This is a genomic window from Ureibacillus galli (assembly GCF_014836845.1).
GTDB lineage: Bacteria > Bacillota > Bacilli > Bacillales_A > Planococcaceae > Ureibacillus > Ureibacillus galli.
This window is the reverse complement of sequence record NZ_JACSQA010000038.1, coordinates 1-22,088: the sequence shown is the minus strand read 5'-3', so window position 1 is coordinate 22,088 and position 22,088 is coordinate 1. Positions and strand designations below refer to the sequence as shown.

Below are 22,088 nucleotides of genomic sequence, written 5' to 3'. Positions count from 1 at the left end.
TTAATAGTCTTCAAATTAAGATTCAACTGCTTCATCTAATCCAGCTTTATTGTTATATACTTTTTCATCAAATTCGCCTGTTATTTTACTTGTTAAAATACCAGATGTCATACTTCCACTTACGTTTAATGCTGTACGGCCCATATCAATCAGCGGTTCAACAGAAATTAATAAACCGACGATCGCTACAGGAAGGTTCAATACAGAAAGTACGATTAATGAAGCAAATGTTGCTCCACCACCTACACCTGCTACACCAAATGAACTGATGATAACAACTGCGATTAAAGTAATGATAAAACTTGGATCTAATGGATTAATGCCGACAGTTGGTGCGACCATTACGGCTAACATGGCAGGATAAATCCCTGCACATCCGTTTTGTCCGATTGTTAAACTGAATGGCCCAACAAAGTTCGCTACCCCTTCCGATACACCGTACCCATCCGTTTGTGTTTTAATATTAAGAGGTAATGTACCAGCGCTTGAACGAGATGTAAATGCAAAAGTTAAAGCAGGTAACCCTTTTTTCACATAAGTTTTTGGACTTAATTTTGCTAGACTAATAAAGATTAAGTGAATTAAGAACATAACAATAAGTGCTACATAGGAAGCAATAACGAATTTACCTAAATTCACAATCGCTTCAAAATCACTTGTCGCAGCGACTTTTGCCATTAAAGCTAATACCCCGTACGGAGTAATACGTAAAATTAAAGTAACAACACGCATAATGATAGCGTAAAAAGCATCCACAATTTTTTTGAACAACTCAGCTTGTTCTGGTTGTTTACGTTTAATCCCTAAGTATGCAATCCCAATGAATGATGCAAAAATAACAACGGCAATTGTTGATGTTGAACGAGATCCAGCTAAATCTGCAAACGGATTAGTTGGAATAAAAGAAAGAATTTGTTCAGGAATTGTCATATCTTCAACCGTTGCCACACGTTCTGTCAATTCTGCATTACGTGCATTTTCCGCATCTCCTGCTTGTAATTCAATACCTTCTAAACCAAAGCCAATGGCAGAACCAATGCCGACTGCCGCTGCAATCCCAGTTGTCAGTAATAAAATCCCGATACCGTAAGCACTAATTTTACCTAGATTTTTTGAAAGACTTACTTTTGTAAATGCTCCAATAATTGAGATAAATACTAATGGCATGACAACCATTTGTAATAGCCCAACATAACCGGAACCAACAATGTTAAACCATTGGATCGTCGTTGAAGTGACCTCAGATGTTGTACCATAAATCAGATTCATAATGAAACCAAATACGATACCTAAACCAAGCCCTGCAAAAACACGTTTTGAAAATTTCACGTGTTTCTTTTGCATTATATATAAACCGACAATGATTGCTATTAAAATAGCGATATTAACGATTACTAAAAACGTATTCAAACTCGTTTCCTCCTTAAAAAGTTTTAGAATTATAATGAACAATTATTAACTATAATACATAAAAACCGATTGGTAAAGTATGAATTATAAAAAAATAAATGTAAGTGGGAGCTAATTGTGGAACCCACCTGACAAAAGGAATAATTCAACTTAAAAAACTATATGCAGTTGGGGAGCAGAATGTACCAAATCAATTTATAAAAGGGAAACGTATTAAAAATGTGACCAAATCTATATAAGATTTACTATTACCAATCAACAAGCTGATGGAATTTAAAAAAGATGACTCCAGAGGAAACCGAAGTCATCTAATGGCTACTTAAAGATCGGTAATTAATCGTCACTAAAGGGAACGGAGCAGAAAATAAACTTAAAGGCAAATAACCATTTAAGGTTAAGTTGTATCTAATAAGTTGTTAAATCAACAATACTATAATATCTCTTTTAGTAAGTTTTCCGCCTTGTTTAATTCTTCTAAAAATGGATTTTGATAGTCATTATAACTATCCAAATAGGCTCTTACACCAACAACAATATTTATTCTATTAAGCTCTTTATTATTTTCAAGAATTTCCAATGCATTTTTATATCTTTTATATATTAATTGAAAAATATCTTTTGTTATTCCGATTGCTTTATATTATATCTCTCTTTAATATTTATTCATATGTTTTCTATCTCCAACTTACTTTCTGGATGTCTCGATAGATAGCTTTCTGCAATTTCTTCTAAATATAGATATAAAGTTTTATAATCTAAAATTACTTCTTCATCTTCTTCTACTGCTGGATAATCGAAATAAAAAGCTATCCCATCTTCATCGAAGTAATCTTCTTCCCATTCTTCATAGTCTTCTGCAAAAACACACCACACATGTTCAATACCGTATCCTTCCCCACCCGAATACTTTTCTAACACTGTCAAAATCTTTCATCTCCCATCACTTGAAAGAAGTATTTGACTAACTCCCTTTTTTTGTTTTTCTCTTCCACTTTCTCACTCTCCAAATAATTAATTGTTTAAACTTGGAAAAGTTGGTAACTTCTCCTGTTGTTTCATCAATATATCCTTCAAACTTTACCCGCACTCTATGTTGTAATCTTAAAAGCTATAAATAAAAAAGTCAGCCATTTATAGCCATATTAATCGGGTAATTCATAGGCTGTATTATGTAGTTTTCCATGGTTACTATCAACGAAAGATTGTAAACATTATCTACCGCATGATTAATTATTGTTTATTGCACGAGCATTTTCATTCTCGTTAGTTCAAGTGCTTGCAGTATCATAAGTATTCCCGCCATATAAAATGTCATCTCGCTCGGTTCTCGCACTTTTTTCGATAGTTAAAGTGTTACAAGGTACTCCATGATTTGCACTGCCATCATGAGGTCACTTTTTACATAAGTATCCTTTACTGTGTTCAACCAATCTTATTACATGAAAAAAGCACTTGATACTCAAATTCAGAATCAAGTGCCTTCTTCTATTTAATGCCATTCATTTTTCTATAAGTTTATAGTACTATATCTTGATATCCTACTTCCTCTACAACTTCATCTTCAATTTTTATACCTAATCCATCCTCAATATTCCAAGACACATCGCACAATAACCCCAATCTTCTCTTACCATTCTTCCTTACTCTTCTTACAATTAATTCAGTAGGTTTCACTAATTCTGATAAGCCAGTTAAAGAATCTATTTTAGGAGCAATTTTATTTGCTTGTGATTCATCTTCTAACATTTCTCTATATTCATCGACATTCTCAATATAGTACTCATAGACTTCCTTCTCCGCCTGGCTCATAATATAGTTCATATCTTGAATAAAATGACGGAATGCATCTCTTTGTATATTTGAAAAATCAGCATCTTCATGCGCATCAACACTCAATAGTATTTTTCTCTCAACGTTAAACATTTTAATAGTCATTTCGCCTCGCCAGAAATTATTTTTATATTCAAGTTCTCCAAACAACTCATCATTAATCTTTGTCATTTTATCTACTCTCCCAACTTAACTTTTATATTATATTCGCCAACTCCACCCAAATGTTTAAAGACGCTATTAATTTTACTTGGTACTAATTGAATTGTTTCCAAATCGTTAAGCTCATGCCAAGTATATTTATTATCTTCTCTCCAATCAGCTATGTCGTCTGCCGTCCACTTTTGTTCTGGAGTACTCCATTTTTTAGCTAATTCTTCATCAGCAGTTGAAAAATTAGATTTTCGATCATTAGTCATATTTTCTAACTTAATCTCACCTTTAGAAAATGGAGAAAAGTCTGGCATACCGTTTTTGTACTCAACACCATCAACACCAGCTTCATCAAGATATTTTTTTATTTCACCAGTCTTATCTGAGATAAATAATGATTCTGCACGTTCGCTACTCCATTTCCCTTTGTTAATTGGCGTAGTTTTTACCCTTTGCTCATAAGAGCTATATTTAGGCTCTATTTCATAACCTTTTGTATATATCGGTTTATCTTTAACCGCACCCTTATCTACCTGCTTCTTCTCGAGATCCTTTATGTATTCCCCTAGTTGTTTTACTTCTAGATCAGAAATTGTTTTATCTTGAATCTCTTTCGTTTTATCTACAGATTTTGAGAGGTTTTTTATATTTTCTGCTTTATCTACAGCTTTTGCAATGTCTTTTGAATTATCGACTGCATCCATGGCTACTTTTGCAGCTTTTAAAGGTTTGCCTATTGGTAACATGAATGCTGCTGCTATGGCTTTATCCGAAAGTGATGCGTTCGGGTCAAATAGAGTCTCTATGTCGCCAAATAAAAAATCATAAGCTAAATCCCCTAATTGAGCTAGACCATCCGGTGTTCCTGAACCATTTCCTCCCAATACTTGCCTTTGCCCTTCATATGTAAACAAATATTCACCGGTATTTGGATCAACGGGTCTATCTGTATTAAATTGAGCGTATTCGTTCAATACTTGTATTTTACCATTTGCATCAATAGTTATGTTATTTTTTCCTATCACATTAGGTAACATAGGTACTTGCCTAGCAATTTTCTGTTCAGCCTCTGCATACTTATCCATCGAATTTTGAAGGAAAGATACTAACTTTTGCATATTCTTTTCAATCGTTTGTAATTCATTGGATATTTTGTACAATTGATCCCCGATTCCGTGTCGTGCTTTAATACGGTAATCGATTTGAGATCGGATGGATGCAACTTTATCTGTTGTATTCGATACTTTCGTCGTAACTTGTGAAAAGCTAGGGGTCAAATCATTAACTCTATCGATATCGACTTTTATCTTTGACATGAATGTCCTCCACTAAACCCATTCTTTCATTAAAAAGTTTCATATTTTAATTCTAACCTTAATTAAAAATTCCGTTTTATTTATCTTTTCTAGCCGCTTCTTCCTTCGCTCTTTCTGCTGCTTCCCTTTCCGCCTTTTCCCTTTCCTCTTCACGTTTAATTTCATATGCCGTTGAGACAATTTGTGATTCTACTTTATTAAGTTGATTTACTATATTTAATAAATCTTTATTGATTTCGTTAATGGCACGATTTACATAAACCATTTCATCTGCCTGCCAAGCACTATTCAACGTTGTCTGAAGGTTTTCTAAACTGTTGTTCGCTACTCTTAAATTATCTGCATAATTTTCTAGTTTATTAGCCTGTCTAACGGCTTCTCCCACATTGATCCCCATTCTTTTCACCTTACCTTATGTTCAAACATTCCTTAGTTTGTTAATCTTTTTGCATCATTGATAATATCACTTTGCGTTTCTCGATATATCTTTGCGCTCTTTTTTATAGACTTCGAAAAGTCTTCTATTATTTTTACATTCTTTTGGAAGTCACCTGATAATCTTGTTAATTTCTTTACATATTCTAAGTTATCAATCCCTTGCCAAGCTGTTCCATTCAAAATGGCTGTGCTAATTAGTTGTTTGTAAAGTAACTCGTAGCTTACCGCATGGGTATTAAGAACTTGTGAGGCATGTTCCAATTTCGATATATCAACAGCAATTTTCTTAGCCATAGTTATTTCCTTTCCCACTATTAATCTATCTGTTAAAATAAATGTTTGTTTTTAGAGTAACATACTAAAAAGTAAATTAATGTCATTATACTATATTCGGTAAGTATTTTACCATAATTTAACTATACTAATTTATCTCCACTTCTCTTCTAGTTTTCTACTTTTTATGTACAAAAAAACGGATTCCATAATCGGAATCCGTTTTCGTCTTTTAATATTCATCTGTTTCTTCTGTCGTTACTTTATTGTAATTGTACTGAGATGGATCAACTGGTGTAAATCCTATTGGTGTATAGAATCTCAATAAATCACCATTTACGACTTTATCAGATAATTGTAGTTTATACTCTACTTCTTTTTCAAACTCATTGGCTTTTTCTAATAGACTATCATCAGCATCATCTAATGGTAAACCAGTTTTTGCGTCATATAATTTATCATCAATTGAGTAAATGGTTGGGCTGACAAAGTCACCATTTCTGAACGGTACTAGTTCATTGTGTTCTTTTGATAATAAATCAGTACCAAATTGAACGTAATTTTGTGAATCAATTCCAAGTAAGTGTAACAAAGTTGGAAGAAGGTCCATTTGACCTCCGTAAGTATGATTCACTCCACCTTCCATTCCTGGGACGTGAATAATCAAAGGTACTTGTTGTAAATTAGCACTTTCATAAGGCGTTACTTCTTTTCCGATAATTTGTTCCATCGCTCGATTATGATTTTCTGAAATACCATAATGGTCCCCATAAAGAACGATCATACTGTTATCATATAAACCGGATTCTTTTAATTGTGTAAAGAACTGTTCAATCGCTTCATCGGCATAACGAGCCGTTTGGAAGTAATTATCTACACTCGGGTCGCCAGTAGTTGCTTTCCCAATCGTTGTTAACTCTTGGTCCATTTTATATGGATAATGGTTCCCAACCGTTATAAACTTCGTATAGAAAGGTTCAGGTAAAGATTTTAAAAGTTCCGTTGATTGTTCAAAGAACGGTTTATCTAACAAGCCGTATTCTGCCATATCTTGTTCAGAACTTGTGTCATAGTAATTTGCATCAAAGAAATGGTCATAACCGAAGGATTTATAAATCTCATTACGGTTCCAGAAAGTTCCGTTATTACCATGGAACACTGCAGATGTATAACCATTCTCTTTTAAAATAGCTGGAGCTGCTTGGTACGTATTTTGACCTTTCGTAATAAAGGCAGATCCTTGTGGTAAACCAAATAAAGAGTTTTCTAACATAAATTCAGCATCGGAAGTTTTACCTTGCGCTGTTTGATGGTAGAAATTATCAAAATATAGTGAATTTGGATCTTTAATTAATGAATTTAAAAATGGCGTTACTTCTTCACCGTTTAATTCATAGTTCATTAAAAAGTCTTGCATCGACTCTAAGTGAATATAGATTACATTCATTCCTTTTGCTGCACCAAAATATTCAGGGTTCGGTTCAGCATAGTTCGATCTTGTATAGTTAATCACTTCTGTCATATCATCACTATCAGCTAGCGCTCTTTGTGAAGACGCCTTAATTGTTTCAGCAGCGTCATACATTGTATAGTTATACATGCCTAAATATTTCACAATGTAGTTTCGATCAAAACCACGCGTTAATAATTGAGGACGATCAACGTTAGCTAATCCTAAATTGATAACTGATAAACCGACTACAAAAGCTATTACCGTTACAGCTTTTTTATAGCCTACTCTACTATAATCTTTTTGTATTTTTTTAGATAAACATAAGTAAATTAATAAAAATACATCAACAAAGAATAAAATATCGTAAGGTTTTAATAAAGAAACAACACTTCCACCTAAATCTCCAAAGTTTTGAGTTTGGAAAATAGTTGGTAATGTAATAAAGTCACTAAAGAATCGATAATAAACTGCATTTGCATATAAAAGAATGGACATAAGGAGGTACATCACTATGAGTAATACATATTTTCCACGTCCCTTAAATACAAAGGCAAATCCAAGAAATAACATAGCTGAAGCTAATGGATTGATAAACAATAGAAATTGTTGAAGCAAACCATCCACATCTAAATGAAATTGGGTTACTTGTGTGATATATGTTTTCATCCACAGCATCAATACAGCTAATAAATATAGGCCAAAAAATTTGTTTAAAAAGCCATCTTTTTTATTATTATTTAAACTTTCCATCATTACACCTTCCTTTTAGTCAAACTAGACTAAAAAAATAAGACTATTTTCAAGTTAATTAAGTTGTACATTAAAAGATTAATTGTTAAAATGTAATATTACTAATCAATTCACAGGAATATATAGTACACCTAATACACGTACTCTGTCAAATAAACATTCATTTTTGTTTACTTTTTTTACGATAAAATGTTTGTATCTTATCACTTTTTACATACGTAATATAACGATATAACTTTATAGAATGTTTCACTTTTATAAAATAAAAAAAACGAATTCCAAAAATCGGAATTCGTTTTTTTAAGGCTATGTTTTATTAACGAACTGCTTTGTGGGAACCATCACAGTTCGGCTTTCTTTTAGACAGTCCACAAGTACAATCCTTTAATCCTTTGCCGTCTAAAATTTGTGGGATATATTTTTCAACCCTTGTCGCACGTGTTTTCGATTGCTTCGGTTGAGAAAAGTGAAAAATGTATGCTCTTTGACGACCAGGAGTTAGTGCTTCAAAAGCAGTTTTCAAGGCAAGGCTTTCATCCAATTTCACTTGAAATTCTTCTGGAATGACGTATTCTGTATCCTTTTTGTACTCCACTTCTAAACCAGCTTCTTCAACTTCAATGGCTTCCTTAATATATTCTTTTATTGTATTTTCCATTTCAACAATCTCTTGGACATTCGTAAACCGGATCTGACGGGCTGCTTGTACATTCTCTGTTTGTTGGATCAAAATCCCATGATTATCTTTTAATAGAGCGCCTTTGTGGAACAGCAGTGCACAATATTCTTTAAATCCGTGTATTAATACAATATTCTTTTTCTTATAAGTATAACAAGGATGCATCCACTTAAATTCCTCAGTTAGCCCACATTCAAGAACAATCGCTCTTAACTCTTCAAATTCAGCCTTCCATTTTTCAGCTTTATTTAGAAATTCATCCACTTTAGGATTCATATTACCCTTTGTCATAATAAGAGCACCCCTCTACATTATTCTTTTGTTTGAAAACCATTTACCTTCGTTCATCCATTATAAATAGTATAAAACCCCATACAAAGGAAAGGCAAATTGCAATTTTAGAGGAACGCCTTCGGGATTTCCTTACCTATTAAATACTTAAAATGATAAGCGTGATAGATAAAAGGAGCATGGCCAAATCATTACTGGCCATCAAAGGATGATGCTTTGCACGGAAAAGGTGAGCGTGTATTGCACTAATCATTAAAAGGGCAAAAAGAATTGCGGCAAATACTAAGACTTCATGAAACCAAAATGCTACCAATACGCCCACTACGCCTACCCATTCTAATGTAGCAATTACAAATATTAGCCACATAGGATATCTATATTCTTTCCAATGTTGAACCATCATCGGTTTACGTAAAAACTTAAGTGCAGCAGAGATTGTAAAGATAAAAATTAAAATAACTTGAATAAAAATGATAACTATCTCCATTAAAATAAACACTCCTTATATAAAAAATGAACCGTCTATAGTCAAAATCACTATAATTGAAAATATAAATAAAATCTGTAGTGTAACCTACCGATTAATGTATAAGGAGTGTTTTTGTGGATAAAATGAAATACTTATCAAGAATCAATTTGTTCCATGATGTAGATCTAGTTGAACTGCAACAAATGGAATCGATTGTACCAATCGCTATAACCAAAAAGGGAACTTTAATTACTACCCCGCACAACAATCAAAATCGACTATTTTTCATTAAACAAGGAAAAGTCCGTATGTACTCCATTTTAAGTAATGGCAAAGAACTAACTATGGACGTACTAGGAACTGGACACTTATTCGGTGAAATTAGCCTGTTTTCCTCTGGATTCCATCCTTTATATGCGGAAGCAATTGAAGATTCGATTATTTGTTCAATAGACAAGAATCAGTTTGAACTGATCATATTAGAAAAACCATATATTGCACTGAAGTTAATCAACATTCTTTCGTCTCGTTTAAAAGAAATGGAAGAATTGATGGAACAAATGGCTTATGGAACAGTAAGAAGTAAGCTACTGTTCTTACTACATCGATTATCAGAAAAATTCGGAGTGCCTTTATCCGATAATGCTTCATCTGAGTGGATTCAAATAGGAGTGAAGGTAACACATCAAGAGTTGGCTAAAATGATTGGTAGTATCCGCGAAACCGTCACTGAAGTTTTAAATCATTTCATTTCTGAAGGAATCATTAACAGAACAGATTCCCGTGGTTATTTTACCGTTCATCGTCAACGAGTAAAGGAAGCATTAGAGGATTCAATATAAAAGAAGATAACCCCATTGTTTTGGCTTCATAGTTCATTAAAAAAAACGAATTCTACATAGGAATTCGTTTTAGAACTTTTCATATTAACTTTCTAAAGAAGAATCCGTTATGTTCTTTTTTTTGACTATACATAATTCCAGCGATTGTAAATACGATGCTAAGTAAAATAGTACTCATGAAAGTAATTAGACCTACATTACCATTTATATAAGTGTTATTCCAAACAGTTAAATTAATAGCTGGCATGGAAAATTCCTTTTTATCAATAATCATATGAACGAAACTGTTAAACATATAAAAATAAACACCAGAAATACTTAAACATATTGCTGCTTTGTAAAAGTTATTCCATCTAATATAGCGAATAATGAGTAAATATATCCAAGGAAGAATAATTCCAATACTCACCAGAGGAATGGCTATTTCAAGTACATTTTGTATCCCCATTGAACCAGAAAATAACATACATACTATTACCGTGATATAGATTAATATTGTATCTATAATCAGACATATTAATGCTTTACTTTTTCCTAGTCCAATTGGCTTCATTTCCGCACGTAATATGAGAGGAAGAAATACTAGGGCATAGAATGTAAGTAGACAAACAAATGTAACGGCAAACCAATCTCCACCAGTGTACCAAGAACAAACAAATAATAATAAATTGATTGAAATGAAGCTTCCTAAAACTGTGAATAATCCTTTTCTTTCCTTTACAATAAGCGGTAGATTTAGAAGTGAAAAAGCTAGCATCTCTGCACTTAATACAATATAAAACCAATCTAATTTATGCTCTAAAGCAAAATTAACAATCAGACAAGTAAGTAAGGAAATAATATATGCTCCATATAGAATGGCGGAGTATGTTTTTACAATATTCAGGAAATAGTTCCCCCGCTTTTCTAATTGTCTTTGATGATAATCTTCACTGGCTGTAATCAATTCATGTTCTGTAATTTGGAGCACTCGGCAAATCTCAGATACTAATGAAATATCCGGATAGGAAATGCCACGTTCCCATTTTGACACGGCTGATTCTGTAACAAACAACGACGATGCAAATTCCTTTTGCGTCAACTGTTGTTCTTTTCTCTTCTTGGCTATAAACTGGCCAAATTTCATTTTATTTTCCATAACATCCTCCATCCATGCGATATCGTTACTCAAGATTTCTTATAAGCAGGAAATAAAATCATCTTCTAGTTATCATAGCACACAACCATCTATTGGATTTCATGATTTACAAATAATAGAAAACGGTTCACTTTTTACACTACCCCTTCCTTTTTGTAGATTGTTTGTCATTTCGGCATCCTTTGTTTCGGTGCCAATACTGTTATATGATTTTCCAATTGATTATTCAATAAAAAGCACAAAAAAACGGACTCGACTATCAAGCCAGTCCGCTATTATCAAGGGTTTAAGCCATTCTCAACATTTGCGTTTCATGTTGGGTATGTTGGAAAAGCGTAAGTTGGAAAATGTATTTAACGACTATGATTAGTTGCGAAACACACTTTTCTAAAAACAAAAAGAACGAATTTTCTCAATCGAAAATTCGTTCTTTTAATAACTACACTAACTTTAACCTTGCAACTGCTTCATAATAATGTATTGGGCAATTAGATATTTACAAGAACTTTGTAATTTACTGAAATTAGCTTAATATTTTATTTATCCTCATTAACCAAGACTATTGAATAATACATAATCCCTTTAGTTTATTTACCTTGTAAACTAGACGCTATGTTTATTTAGCAATATATTCATTAACTGCTTTTTCATATTCTGCTAAAATCGTTTCAATATCTCCATCACCATTTAGGTATTTTAAGAAATACTCCTCACCCATATTCCGGATTGTTGTATAATCACTAATGTTAAACTGTGGTGTGTTATAAACAATACCTGGTTGTGTTAATGCGGGTGTTAAATCGAACCCAAAGTGATCTTTTATTAAGTTTTTTATATCACTGTCCAAATAAGTAGGTAATTGAGAGTTTTGTATTAATAGTTTTGCAAATTCCTTTCCATGTACCTTTTCTAAGAAAATAATTGCTTCTTTGTTATTACTATATTTTGACATAGCAAAAATCGTTTCTGTCCACATTACACCACCGGGATTTTCTTCTGTTACTGGCATTTGTACAAATCCTAGTTCTGATTTATCAAGATGCCCATAAAGGTCAAGGTCTTCGTTATTAAAGAAAACATTTGCTGAGAAAACTCCCATTGCTACTTTACCGTTCATAAATTCTTCACCAGTCACTTTAGAGTTTTCCTTATAAAGGTCAGCAAAAAGAGTCCAGTATTGTCGACTTTCACTTGTGTTTAGAACGACCTTACCATTTTCCATTTGGTAGTTCCTTGCAGGGTATACGGTGTTAAGAAACACTTGAAAAAATTGCCCGTCATCCATTGGAAATTCAAGAGCAAATCCTTCATAATCTGTTTTTTCTACTATTTGAGAAGATAGCTCACGAATTTCTTTCCAAGACATCCCATTTTGAGGTTCTTGTATACCTGCTTTTTCAAAAATACCTTTATTATAAGCTAAAATATAATTATTAATAATTGTAGGGGTTACTGCATATAAATCACCCTCACCTATTTTTTTCATCGGTTCTGAGAAAACAGGGGCTATATGATTTAATATGGATTCATCTAATATTTCACTTAAATTACGAAGAGAGCCACGCTCAACTAGTCCTTTTATATATTCAGGAGAAATTCCAAAAACTAAGTCTACATCTCGATTCTTCTGCAGATAATCGTCAATCATTTCATCCAAATCAACCCAATGATTATTAACCTCATCAATATTAGTAAAAATCGATTTTGTAGTAATTTCCTTATTATAATTTTTTGCAAAAACTTCCTCGATATAAGGCTCAAATTCAGGAATAATTGTTGCAATAACTAATGTTTCTTCTTTCCATTGGATCTCCTTCTCAGAATTCTCTTCCGTACACCCAACTAAAACAAATACTAATATAACACACATAATTTTATTTACTATCCCTTTATAATTTCTAATAATTAACCCTCCCTAAATTTTTAAATTATAGTAATCACTTTTCTAATAATTTAACATAAAAATGGAAATTTTAATCTATTTTTTCCCTATTATTAACAAAAGTTAAGATTATTCTTAATTCTATACTATACATTTATTACCAAAAATGTATTAAATTTAATTTAACCAAATAAGGAGGTGGAAAAATGGCAAAAATTATTAAACCTTTTATTCTAGCTTCAGTATTACTTTTAGGATTATCTATTATTCCTTTAAATCAAGCTTCTGCGGATACTAGTATTAATACAACTGTATCTCCAGGGGAAAAGAAAAAAGTAGCTCAAGAGGGAATTCTCGCTGATTTCAGTATGGCTGGTGTTCAATCTTCTATCTATGCAAATGGATACTCAAAAGCCGAATATTATACTGAAAATTCAAACGGAACTACTATAAGTAAAAAAACTTATTATGGTTATGGTGAGATTTCTAAATGGGGTGGAATAATGGAATATTATATTTCTGTTTTAACAAAAAATAATAACTTTTTTAACTTTTTATCCTTGATAAGTCGCATTCCTTTGAAAAATAAGTATGATCTGAATCATGTTAATGATTATAACTGCCTTGGTTTGATATGTGATCAAAAAAGTTATAGTTCTTTAAATTTAACAAATATCCATACAGACAAGCCTATAATCAACCTTTTAAATATATCAAACAACTATGATAATTATTGGAATATTTTTAATGTTTTTTCACCAATCGAAGATACTTCATATAAAGATTTATTTAAATTGGGTAACAATATTTATTTTTCGATAGAAAAGCATAGTATCATAACCAAAAACAATATTTTTTTATTAAGCAATTTAGAATTTAGACTCCTATATTGCTTAATTAAAAATAAAAATAAACCTTGTAGTGTCGAATTTCTTTTAAATAAACTTGAGTTAATGTCTCCGTCCTCTGTGTATGTCTGTATAAAAAAACTAAGACATAAAATTGAGGAAAATCCTGATTCTCCGTTAATTTTAGTTTATAAAAAAGGTAAAGGTTATTATTTAAAAATATAGGAGGTATAGCTTCACCTACCAAATCTATTCTGTAAAGATTTAACCTAATATCATACTAATAAATATAGGAGCCGTAATCTAAAAACATAATTAATGAAAAAATATTCTTTTAGAATAGCTTTTTTGTTACTATGAACAAACTTAAAGGTAGGTTTGAAATATTAAAATATAATTTCTGATGCCCTTTCAAATACAAAAAGACAACAGCCCATTAGACTGTTGTCTTCTATTTCATCTTTAAAATTATTGGCATCAATCCATATTATTAGCTTCAAAATGATCAAGTAATGCACGTACTTCATCAGTTGTTTTTGTGTTCATTAATTGATTTCTGAGTTCGCCTGCACCACGGAATCCTTTGACATAAATTTTGAAGAATCGATGAAGCCCTGTGACTGGACGTGGCAATTCTTCTTTATATTGATCATGTAGATCAAGCTGCAATCTTAAAAGGTCTAAGTACTCCTTACTACTATGCTCTTTCGGCTCTTTTTCAAAAGCGAAAGGATTTTTAAAAATACCCCGTCCGATCATTACGCCATCCACACCGTACTGTTCTACGAGCTTCAGACCTGTTTGACGGTCAGGAATATCTCCATTAATTGTGAGCAACGTATTTGGTGCCACTTCATCTCGTAACTTTTTAATTTCCGGAATTAGTTCCCAATGGGCATCTACAGCGCTCATTTCTTTTCTAGTACGTAAATGGATGGAAAGATTAGCGATATCCTGTTTTAAAATATGCGTTAGCCATTCCTTCCACTCATCTATTTCTGTATAGCCAAGTCTTGTTTTCACACTTACTGGAAGTCCTCCTGCTTTTGCTGCTTGAATAATTTCAGCAGCTACATCTGGTCGAAGTATAAGGCCACTTCCCTTTCCTCTAGAGGCAACATTCGGTACAGGACAACCCATATTAATATCAATACCTTTAAATCCTAACTCTGCCATCCCGATGCTCATTTGACGAAAATATTCAGGCTTATCCCCCCATATATGAGCAACGATTGGTTGTTCGTCCTCTGTAAATATTAAACGTCCGCGCACACTTTTCTGTCCTTCTGGATGACAATAGCTTTCCGTATTTGTAAACTCCGTAAAAAATACATCCGGTCTACCTGCTTTACTTACGACATGACGAAAAACAACATCCGTCACATCTTCCATTGGTGCAAGTACAAAAAATGGCCGCGGTAAATCAAGCCAAAAATTTTCTTTCATCTTCAAACTCAAATCCTCTCATTATCTATAAAACATCAAACTTATCGTAAAAAACTTCTTTTACACTTATATCATGTTCAGTAACCTATTATCAAAGACAATACACTCAGACATTTTAGTTTGTCAAAAAATATTGGGGTCGAAAACTTTAGTAAACAATATAAAATGAGAAGAAATTGACATTGTAAAAAGACATGCCCCTATAAACTATCTGTGGAAGTTTTGCTTTACTAAGTTTATTTTCTCTTTTCTCCAACAAATTTATTTACATAAATCAATAAAAATAGTGCAAGTAGTAATGCGGCGATTTTCGTAATTTAAACTACTAATAGGATCTTTTTTAATTCCTTGTGGTAGCCTCACATTTCCCATTATGTAAATATTATCTCACTTAATTTGTAATAAGGAACATAAAAGAAGACAACGCCAAATAGGCATTTGTCTTCTTTTAAGAACATCAAGTATCGGCATATATTAATAACTCAGTTAACCGAACACTTTTCCCTAGATTTATAATCGTTCCAGGCATTCACTAATTTTGTTGCCTCTAGTTTTGGATTATCAGCCTCCGTCACAGCTGACACACAAAGAAACCATCCGCTCCAGTTTGGGCAAGGGAAGGTATATCAGCAAGCTTAACACCACCGCCTACGACTACCGGAATCGAACTAAGCTCAGCTATTTTAGCAATATCATCAAAACTTTTTGAAATGACTTTCCCATCTTGTCCAAGGCCACAATCAGGTTTCGTTTGTGTTTCACGTAACGGTCCGACACCAAAATAATCAAGTTGTGAAACATCCGCTGTTTTTATATACTCAAATAACTCATCTGCCCGGGCAGATAAACCGACAATGAGCTCTTCACCTAAATATTCACGACAAACATCCACTGGTATATCCTTTTGTCCCACATGAATGCCATCCACTTTAATTCCTTGTTTTCTCGCAGCTAAAACAATATCCAGTCGATCATTTACAAGTAGCGCAACTTCTTGGGATTTTCCAGCCTCTTCAATGACTTCTGCCGCTTGATGCGTTAGCTGAATCAGAGGCAACTTTCGAACGAATTTGGATACAAGTAAAACCTGCATTCACTGCATCTTTAATAATTGTGGCAACAGGGCGACCTTTCGTATTTTCAGGACCAATTACTAAGTACTTGGAAATATCAAGTTTTTTTATAATACGCATCTTATCCTCCTAAAATATCATTTACTTTATCTACTTTCGTATTGATTGTATTAGAATAACCTGGTCGAATATCTGCTTTTAACACTACTTCCGTTCGAATTCCTTTTTCAGCAAGGACAAATGTTGCCTCTTTCACTACTTTCATTACTTCATCCCATTCGCCCTCAATCTCTGTAAACATTGATGTCGTTCGATTTGGCAATCCTGACTCCCGAATCACTTTTACAACTTCCGCTACTTCCCGTGCCAATTCATCGCCTACACCAAAAGGCGCAATAGCTACTGCAACTAATGTATTCATAAAAATGAAACCTCCTCTACATCCAATGAATTGTTCGCAATGTCTTCCGCCGTTGCTTTATATAATTCATCTATAAACTGAACTTGGAAACTTCCTGGACCATCCACCTTGAGTTCTGCACGTTTTCCGGCTACATTGTACACCGCAGTGGCGGTTAGTGCCGCAATGAATGGTGATGTTGCTGTGGCGTAGACAGCTGCTACTCCACCTAACGAGCAACCTGCACCTGTGATTTTCTCCATAAAATGGGAACCTCCATAACAGAAGGCCATCATAGAGCCGTCTGTTACTAAATCCGTTTCACCCGAGACAGCAACTGCTCCTTCTGTCCACTTTGCAAGCGCAATAGCTGCTGCTTTTGCCTCACTTACTGAATCCGTAGAATCAACACCGCGAACATTCGATTCATCTGTACCTCCATCTAATCCCCATAAACCAGCTAATGCGATAATTTCCGAAGCATTCCCTCTAATAATTGTTGGTTTATAGGCCTTCAATTGTTGTAAAAGCTTTGTTCTAAGTGAACCAATACCGACAGCAACAGGATCTAATACCCATGGCTTTCCTGTTTCATGCAACACCTTTGCTACATAAGGTAACGTCTCCTCATAAATCGGTAAAAGCGTTCCCACGTTGATATACATAGCTCCGCCAGCTTTTGCCAAAAACTCCGCCTCATCTGGCAAGTACACCATAGCGGCAGATCCACCAACAGCAAGCTGTGCATTTGCCACAAGATTAATTGTTACAGTGTTCGTAATCGAACCTGCCATCGGATTCGTCCGTCTTACTGTTTCAACCGCCTGCATCATTTTGCTTTGAATTTCTAGTTTATTAACCATTTTATAAACACCTCTCTATTTACATTCTCTATACGAACGAATAGATCAACAAAACAGGGGGGGGTTTAAGATATGAATTCACTTAGGCTCTATATAATAAAAAATGCTCTCCCATTAAATAAAAATGGGAAAGCACAATTCAAATTATTGCTCATATATCTAATGAATCGCTTCCCTACACCAGTGTTAACTGACAGGTTCAAAGAGTCAGGTTTTAACCTTCTCAACTCCGAAGAGTCCCCCCGCAATATTTACTATTCAGTTTGTTACTTCACATACTACCAACTGATACGCCGTATGTCAATTTATGCTAGTTTAAGCACGCAACTGCTTCATCATGTGCGGACTGTCTTTGGCAACACATGGACGTTGTAAAGCTAGGAAGGATTGCAAGGCCTTTATATTCACAAGGTTATATAAAATGCACTTTATTTTTGACAATTAGGGCAAAAGAAAGTTTTCCGTGAAGAAATTTCTTCTTTTAAAATGGGGGTATTGCAACGGGAACATTCAGTACCTTCTCGATCATAAACATAGAATTGGTAACCTCCCGTTTTGCCATCTCCCTTATACAACGGGTTTTCCATATACCCACCTTGTTCGATTCCTTTTTTAGAATAAACTGAATCGAATGATAAGCCCGAGTTAATTGCTCATCGTCTAACTCATTCATTTTTTTATCAGGGCGAATCTCTGCATGCCAAAGAATCTCATCAGAATATGCATTCCCTATTCCAGCTAGCACTTCTTGATTGATTAATGTTGTTTTAATCATTCCCTTTCTTTTTTGCATTAGCTGTTGAAAGGTATCCAATGTGAAATCAGGATCAAGCACTTCTGGTCCCAATTTTTCAAACTCTTCCTTAACCTCTTCAGGTGATAAAAGATGTAGGTAACCTAAACGCAGTCCAATAAAATATAAATGTTGTTCTCCAAAGGAAAGCTTTACTTGAATGGTCCTGCTTAGTTTATCTTCTTCTTTACCAAAAAACATCCACCCTCCAAGCATTAAATGTAACAGTAAACATGAATCATCCTGTAGTTGGAAAATTAAATATTTCGCTCTTCTCGTAATCGTTTTTATCGTTTGATTTGAAACTTGTGCAATAAACCGTTCAACTGGTACATTAATAGACTTTTCCCGTCCAATCTCAACATCCGAAATTTTTTTCCCACCTACCAATGAACCCAGTAATGTTTTATATGTTTCCATCTCTGGCAATTCAGGCATAATTCTAGCCTCCATTTTATAATCTGTTTATACAGTATTTCCAATTGGTGGGTTATTATAAATGGATGCATTTCGGAAACAATCTAGCCCGATACTGCCATACAACCGCACACAAGAGTCCTAATTCGTTTATTAAATAAAAACAGCATCTTCTGAGATGCTGTTTTTTATTTGTTCTCTTTATATTTTGTTAAAACTTACATTAATTTAAAAAATTGATCAAATCTTACTATTCTAGACCCTAAACTGCTTCACCAAATCATTTAACTCAATTGCTAGTTTCGCAAGCTCTTCGGAACTCGATGCAACTTCTTCCATTGAACTGCTTGTTTGCTGAGCAGAGGCAGAGGTTTGTTCGACACCAGCTGCAGATTCTTCCAAAATAGCCGCAATCTCCTCTATGGAAGAATTCATTTCTTGGCTAGTGGATTTCATCAACGTTAAATGATTACTAACGACGCTAATTGCCGAAGCCATTTCTTTAACAGAATCATTAATTTTACTAAACTTCTCACCCGTTGTTTTCAGCTGGTTCGTCCCTTTTTCGACTTCTGAATATCCCGTTTGTAGTGAGTCTACCACACCAGATGTGTCCCCTTGAATTCTACTAACAATTTGTGTGATATCCGTTACAGATTTCGACACCTCTTCCGCGAGTTTTTTCACTTCTTCTGCAACTACTGCAAACCCACGTCCGTGTTCGCCAGCACGTGCTGCTTCAATCGCCGCGTTTAGAGCTAATAAGTTTGTTTGTTCAGCTACATCTTTTATGACTGTAACTAATTTAGAAATTTCATTGGATTGAACATCCAACTGCTGTACCTTCACAACGGAATCTTTAACGATACGATCGATATTTGACATTTGCTCAACAGATTGTCGTATCAATTGAGCACCGTCTTCGGTCAATTGTAAAACTTCATTTGAAGACTGATAAATTCGTTCGCCATTGTCATTTGCTTCTTCTACTTTTTCCACATACATCCCCATTGATGTCGAAAGATCACCAGACAGACTTGCTTGCGATTCGGTACCAGATGCAATTTCCTCCATTGTTTTAGAGATTTGCTCTGTTCCTACTTTTACTTCATTTGCGGATTGTGTCATTTCCTCACTGTGGGAAGAAATCAACTGGGAGGCGTTTGAGATATTTTGAATCATATTTTTTAAATTAGTATGTAAGTCATTGAGCCCATTGGCTAATTGTCCCGTTTCATCTTTTGACTTAATGTCCAGTTCATCAACTGTTAAATTCCCATTAGCGATATGGGTCATTTGTTCCGTTACTTTTTTAATCGGATTCGTCACATTATTAGCAAATAGCCAAATCACTACAATACCAATCAGTAACGTTATCCCCATAACGATGAAATTTAATGACAGAATTTCACCAGCAGGTTTATTAAAATCAACCATATAAGTACCTGATACCACTACCCAACCCCATTCAGGGAATTCTTTAGAGTAGGAAATTTTCTCTCCGAATTTATTTGGGTTATCAATAAATGGAGCGATAAAATCGGTATATCCTCCTCCATTAATGCCCTTTTTAATATATTCTTGGACATAATATGTACCATTCTCATCCTTTTTATCCCAAAGGTTCTGTCCCTCTTTAGAAGGGTGAGCAACAAAAGTCCCTTCGCGATCAGTAATGAACATATAGCCATTGTCACCTAAATCAATATTTTTGTTAATTGGTCGTGTACTGTCTTCTCCCATTTCTCCTAATATCGCTATTTTTACTTTTTCCTGCGCTTCCTCAAGTGAAAGTTTGCCTTCCTCTACTTGCTGATTGAGGACATCCATCATTTCAAGCGTTTGTTCCACACTATTTTTTAAATTCGTTTGACCCAGTTCATCTAAACTACTACTACTCTTTTCATAACTAAATACGCTTAAAACGATTAATGGAATCGTCAACAATAAAATGGAGACAGTTAGAAGCTTCCGTTTAATTGTTCTAGTTAAAAATGTAAGCAAATTGAATTTCATTCGTATTATCCTCCCCGTAAATTAATAAAAAAATATTAACTAATCTATAAGCACTAAAAAGTATAACAGGTGTAGGTCTTTAGACTAGAAGTTATAGTACAAACTTATTAGTCTTACTTTTCTATACTATCTACGAACTTTAGTATATATTTCGACAAAATTAGCAATAAGAGGGAAATTATCTTCCAATAGAAGTGAATAGGAAAATAAAAACATCCAATTCAAAAAGACTTAGAAAATGTTTAAGGTTCTACATGAAAACATTATTGTAGCTTAGAGGTTCTTTTAAAATACTTTGCGAAGCACCTTTCCGAAATAATTAAAAGAACGAATTCACATCAGGAATTCGTTCTTTTTCTTTATACTAACTCCAACCACGCCACCGCTTCACAATGCCGTGTGTGCTAAGCGTGGACAATTTAGATGAAGATATGTAGTAGGATCACCTTGTTAAAATGATAAATCACCTAAAGAATTGGCATTTTCTCTCTTAGTTAAAGTTTGCTTATACCAAAGTAAGAAATCTTCAGTCATTCTTAAAATCCATAAAACATCTTCTAAAGTTGTAACTTCTGTATAAGCTACACCATTAATTTTCGGACCTTCTGGAGTATGCGCGCCTAAGTCAAATGATAGTGAATATAAATAATAAATTAATTTGAACCCAGCAAAGTTAAAACCACCATTATTTATTCCTAAGTTTCTATTAGCTTAGTTGTCTTCTTTTCATAAGTTAAGTCTAAATTTAATATATGTAGGCATTTTTGAAAATCTAATAAATCCGATTTAGTATTACTCAAAATAAAGTTAATTGCACTTTCAGAAGATTTATAAGCAAGTTCCTTTTTTAGTTCGTTTATATCATTTCCAAATGGTCCGTATAATTGGTCAATATATGAGTCTGATAAGATGAGCCTTAATTCAAATTCTTTAACAATCGAATCTTAATGAATTGGTACAATCAACAGATAAATGAACTCCACAATGAACAAAAATCACTTAAAAAAGAGCTTTCAAATATCGGTGCAAAAGGTAATCTACAAGCTGAAAAAGAAGGTGATATACAAGTATATACGCTTTTGTTAAGAGGTAATGTTTATTATTATAGATATTTAAATATAAGGCTTAAAAATAATGTTGAAAACGAACTGTCTAAACGATTAGGTTTACCTTTTACAGAGTCTCCCTATCCTTATGACAATTAAAAAATCACATATCCTATCGGATATGTGATTCAGACTGTAGACAAACTCGAAATTTCGAGTTTGCCTACAGTCTTTTTTCTTTTAAAATAAAAGTAATAGTTTC

General features: G+C 33.6%; 22 protein-coding genes, 1 pseudogene and 1 riboswitch. Of the genes and pseudogenes, 3 read left to right on the top strand and 20 right to left on the bottom strand.

Features of this window, described 5'->3' with window-relative positions; genetic code table 11:
* Nucleotides 1–15 precede the first annotated feature (15 nt).
* The 10 genes and pseudogenes from H9636_RS17220 to H9636_RS17180 form a co-directional block, all read right to left on the bottom strand.
* Complete coding sequence (locus tag H9636_RS17220) at nucleotides 16–1,410, bottom strand: L-cystine transporter (RefSeq protein WP_191708804.1); 1,395 nt, start codon at nucleotides 1,408–1,410, stop codon at nucleotides 16–18.
* A 430-nt stretch (nucleotides 1,411–1,840) separates the two neighbouring features.
* On the bottom strand, nucleotides 1,841–2,041 hold the full coding sequence (locus tag H9636_RS19330; RefSeq protein ID WP_318241046.1) for a hypothetical protein: 201 nt from the start codon (nucleotides 2,039–2,041) through the stop codon (nucleotides 1,841–1,843).
* A 32-nt stretch (nucleotides 2,042–2,073) separates the two neighbouring features.
* Nucleotides 2,074–2,351 (bottom strand): annotated as a pseudogene (gene cdiI / locus H9636_RS19325) (ribonuclease toxin immunity protein CdiI).
* 574 nt (nucleotides 2,352–2,925) lie between these two features.
* Complete coding sequence (locus H9636_RS17210; RefSeq protein ID WP_191708803.1) at nucleotides 2,926–3,411, bottom strand: DUF6985 domain-containing protein; 486 nt, start codon at nucleotides 3,409–3,411, stop codon at nucleotides 2,926–2,928.
* A 5-nt stretch (nucleotides 3,412–3,416) separates the two neighbouring features.
* Nucleotides 3,417–4,709, bottom strand: coding sequence for an HNH endonuclease (locus H9636_RS17205; protein WP_191708802.1), 1,293 nt, complete (start codon nucleotides 4,707–4,709; stop codon nucleotides 3,417–3,419).
* Between the two features lie 76 nt (nucleotides 4,710–4,785).
* Nucleotides 4,786–5,106 carry a hypothetical protein gene (locus tag H9636_RS17200; RefSeq protein WP_191708801.1) on the bottom strand — a complete coding sequence of 107 codons (321 nt, stop codon included), beginning with the start codon at nucleotides 5,104–5,106 and terminating at the stop codon, nucleotides 4,786–4,788.
* A gap of 32 nt (nucleotides 5,107–5,138) precedes the next feature.
* Nucleotides 5,139–5,441 carry a WXG100 family type VII secretion target gene (locus H9636_RS17195; protein ID WP_122973464.1) on the bottom strand — a complete coding sequence of 101 codons (303 nt, stop codon included), beginning with the start codon at nucleotides 5,439–5,441 and terminating at the stop codon, nucleotides 5,139–5,141.
* Nucleotides 5,442–5,652: 211 nt separating this feature from the next.
* The gene (locus tag H9636_RS17190; protein ID WP_191708800.1) at nucleotides 5,653–7,623 is read right to left on the bottom strand and encodes an LTA synthase family protein; all 1,971 of its coding nucleotides are present in this window, start codon (nucleotides 7,621–7,623) and stop codon (nucleotides 5,653–5,655) included.
* A 316-nt stretch (nucleotides 7,624–7,939) separates the two neighbouring features.
* Nucleotides 7,940–8,593, bottom strand: coding sequence for a DUF1801 domain-containing protein (locus tag H9636_RS17185; RefSeq protein ID WP_191708799.1), 654 nt, complete (start codon nucleotides 8,591–8,593; stop codon nucleotides 7,940–7,942).
* Nucleotides 8,594–8,732: 139 nt separating this feature from the next.
* Nucleotides 8,733–9,080 (bottom strand): DoxX family protein, encoded by a 348-nt coding sequence (locus tag H9636_RS17180; protein ID WP_191708798.1) that lies wholly within the window; start codon nucleotides 9,078–9,080, stop codon nucleotides 8,733–8,735.
* A gap of 125 nt (nucleotides 9,081–9,205) precedes the next feature.
* Between H9636_RS17180 and H9636_RS17175 the strand changes: the two genes are divergently transcribed.
* A complete protein-coding gene (locus H9636_RS17175; protein ID WP_225230313.1) occupies nucleotides 9,206–9,904 on the top strand; it encodes a Crp/Fnr family transcriptional regulator in 699 nt (232 codons plus the stop codon).
* Between the two features lie 79 nt (nucleotides 9,905–9,983).
* Here H9636_RS17175 and H9636_RS17170 read toward each other — a convergent pair whose 3' ends face one another.
* Both H9636_RS17170 and H9636_RS17165 read right to left on the bottom strand, forming a co-directional pair.
* Nucleotides 9,984–11,042: a helix-turn-helix domain-containing protein gene (locus H9636_RS17170; RefSeq protein WP_191708796.1), complete on the bottom strand. Its 1,059-nt coding sequence runs from the start codon at nucleotides 11,040–11,042 to the stop codon at nucleotides 9,984–9,986.
* A 616-nt stretch (nucleotides 11,043–11,658) separates the two neighbouring features.
* A complete protein-coding gene (locus tag H9636_RS17165) occupies nucleotides 11,659–12,912 on the bottom strand; it encodes an ABC transporter substrate-binding protein (protein ID WP_191708795.1) in 1,254 nt (417 codons plus the stop codon).
* 218 nt (nucleotides 12,913–13,130) lie between these two features.
* Between H9636_RS17165 and H9636_RS17160 the strand changes: the two genes are divergently transcribed.
* The gene (locus H9636_RS17160) at nucleotides 13,131–13,997 is read left to right on the top strand and encodes a winged helix-turn-helix domain-containing protein (protein WP_191708794.1); all 867 of its coding nucleotides are present in this window, start codon (nucleotides 13,131–13,133) and stop codon (nucleotides 13,995–13,997) included.
* Between the two features lie 252 nt (nucleotides 13,998–14,249).
* On the opposite strand, the gene H9636_RS17155 is transcribed toward H9636_RS17160, so the two are convergent.
* The 8 genes from H9636_RS17155 to H9636_RS17130 all read right to left on the bottom strand — a co-directional run bounded on the left by H9636_RS17155 (nucleotide 14,250) and on the right by H9636_RS17130 (nucleotide 20,780).
* Entirely contained in the window at nucleotides 14,250–15,218 is a 969-nt protein-coding gene (locus H9636_RS17155) for a tRNA dihydrouridine synthase (RefSeq protein ID WP_191708811.1), read from the bottom strand.
* Nucleotides 15,219–15,789: 571 nt separating this feature from the next.
* The gene (locus H9636_RS17150) at nucleotides 15,790–16,311 is read right to left on the bottom strand and encodes a thiamine phosphate synthase (protein ID WP_225230311.1); all 522 of its coding nucleotides are present in this window, start codon (nucleotides 16,309–16,311) and stop codon (nucleotides 15,790–15,792) included.
* Complete coding sequence (locus tag H9636_RS19175) at nucleotides 16,232–16,411, bottom strand: hypothetical protein (protein ID WP_225230310.1); 180 nt, start codon at nucleotides 16,409–16,411, stop codon at nucleotides 16,232–16,234. The genes H9636_RS17150 and H9636_RS19175 overlap by 80 nt, the downstream gene beginning before the upstream one ends.
* Before the next feature lies 1 nt (nucleotide 16,412).
* Nucleotides 16,413–16,712, bottom strand: a complete 300-nt coding sequence (locus H9636_RS17145) for an MTH1187 family thiamine-binding protein (protein WP_191708793.1) — start codon at nucleotides 16,710–16,712, stop codon at nucleotides 16,413–16,415.
* Nucleotides 16,709–17,554 (bottom strand): hydroxyethylthiazole kinase, encoded by an 846-nt coding sequence (gene thiM, locus H9636_RS17140; protein WP_191708792.1) that lies wholly within the window; start codon nucleotides 17,552–17,554, stop codon nucleotides 16,709–16,711. Before thiM ends, H9636_RS17145 begins: the two co-directional genes overlap by 4 nt.
* A gap of 154 nt (nucleotides 17,555–17,708) precedes the next feature.
* A riboswitch (TPP riboswitch) is annotated at nucleotides 17,709–17,808 on the bottom strand.
* Between the two features lie 174 nt (nucleotides 17,809–17,982).
* Nucleotides 17,983–18,027: a zinc finger domain-containing protein gene (locus H9636_RS19395; RefSeq protein ID WP_318241045.1), complete on the bottom strand. Its 45-nt coding sequence runs from the start codon at nucleotides 18,025–18,027 to the stop codon at nucleotides 17,983–17,985.
* Between the two features lie 8 nt (nucleotides 18,028–18,035).
* Entirely contained in the window at nucleotides 18,036–18,785 is a 750-nt protein-coding gene (locus tag H9636_RS17135) for an Fpg/Nei family DNA glycosylase (protein WP_318241044.1), read from the bottom strand.
* Nucleotides 18,786–19,019: 234 nt separating this feature from the next.
* Nucleotides 19,020–20,780 (bottom strand): methyl-accepting chemotaxis protein, encoded by a 1,761-nt coding sequence (locus H9636_RS17130; RefSeq protein WP_191708791.1) that lies wholly within the window; start codon nucleotides 20,778–20,780, stop codon nucleotides 19,020–19,022.
* A gap of 947 nt (nucleotides 20,781–21,727) precedes the next feature.
* Here H9636_RS17130 and H9636_RS17125 point away from each other — a divergent pair.
* Nucleotides 21,728–21,985: a hypothetical protein gene (locus H9636_RS17125; protein ID WP_191708790.1), complete on the top strand. Its 258-nt coding sequence runs from the start codon at nucleotides 21,728–21,730 to the stop codon at nucleotides 21,983–21,985.
* Nucleotides 21,986–22,088 lie beyond the last annotated feature (103 nt).

Excerpts from the sequence above, each read along its gene's own strand:
- H9636_RS17210 (WP_191708803.1), bottom strand. The coding sequence starts at position 3,411 with ATGACAAAGATTAATGATGAGTTGTTTGGAGAACTTGAATATAAAAAT.
- H9636_RS17205 (WP_191708802.1), bottom strand. The coding sequence starts at position 4,709 with ATGTCAAAGATAAAAGTCGATATCGATAGAGTTAATGATTTGACCCCT.
- H9636_RS17200 (WP_191708801.1), bottom strand. The coding sequence starts at position 5,106 with ATGGGGATCAATGTGGGAGAAGCCGTTAGACAGGCTAATAAACTAGAA.
- H9636_RS17195 (WP_122973464.1), bottom strand. The coding sequence starts at position 5,441 with ATGGCTAAGAAAATTGCTGTTGATATATCGAAATTGGAACATGCCTCA.
- H9636_RS17190 (WP_191708800.1), bottom strand. The coding sequence starts at position 7,623 with ATGGAAAGTTTAAATAATAATAAAAAAGATGGCTTTTTAAACAAATTT.
- H9636_RS17185 (WP_191708799.1), bottom strand. The coding sequence starts at position 8,593 with ATGACAAAGGGTAATATGAATCCTAAAGTGGATGAATTTCTAAATAAA.
- H9636_RS17180 (WP_191708798.1), bottom strand. The coding sequence starts at position 9,080 with ATGGAGATAGTTATCATTTTTATTCAAGTTATTTTAATTTTTATCTTT.
- H9636_RS17175 (WP_225230313.1), top strand. The coding sequence starts at position 9,206 with ATGAAATACTTATCAAGAATCAATTTGTTCCATGATGTAGATCTAGTT.
- H9636_RS17170 (WP_191708796.1), bottom strand. The coding sequence starts at position 11,042 with ATGGAAAATAAAATGAAATTTGGCCAGTTTATAGCCAAGAAGAGAAAA.
- H9636_RS17165 (WP_191708795.1), bottom strand. The coding sequence starts at position 12,912 with ATGTGTGTTATATTAGTATTTGTTTTAGTTGGGTGTACGGAAGAGAAT.
- H9636_RS17160 (WP_191708794.1), top strand. The coding sequence starts at position 13,131 with ATGGCAAAAATTATTAAACCTTTTATTCTAGCTTCAGTATTACTTTTA.
- H9636_RS17155 (WP_191708811.1), bottom strand. The coding sequence starts at position 15,218 with ATGAAAGAAAATTTTTGGCTTGATTTACCGCGGCCATTTTTTGTACTT.
- H9636_RS17150 (WP_225230311.1), bottom strand. The coding sequence starts at position 16,311 with ATGCAGGTTTTACTTGTATCCAAATTCGTTCGAAAGTTGCCTCTGATT.
- H9636_RS19175 (WP_225230310.1), bottom strand. The coding sequence starts at position 16,411 with ATGCGTATTATAAAAAAACTTGATATTTCCAAGTACTTAGTAATTGGT.
- H9636_RS17145 (WP_191708793.1), bottom strand. The coding sequence starts at position 16,712 with ATGAATACATTAGTTGCAGTAGCTATTGCGCCTTTTGGTGTAGGCGAT.
- thiM (WP_191708792.1), bottom strand. The coding sequence starts at position 17,554 with ATGGTTAATAAACTAGAAATTCAAAGCAAAATGATGCAGGCGGTTGAA.
- H9636_RS17135 (WP_318241044.1), bottom strand. The coding sequence starts at position 18,785 with ATGCCTGAATTGCCAGAGATGGAAACATATAAAACATTACTGGGTTCA.
- H9636_RS17130 (WP_191708791.1), bottom strand. The coding sequence starts at position 20,780 with ATGAAATTCAATTTGCTTACATTTTTAACTAGAACAATTAAACGGAAG.
- H9636_RS17125 (WP_191708790.1), top strand. The coding sequence starts at position 21,728 with ATGAATTGGTACAATCAACAGATAAATGAACTCCACAATGAACAAAAA.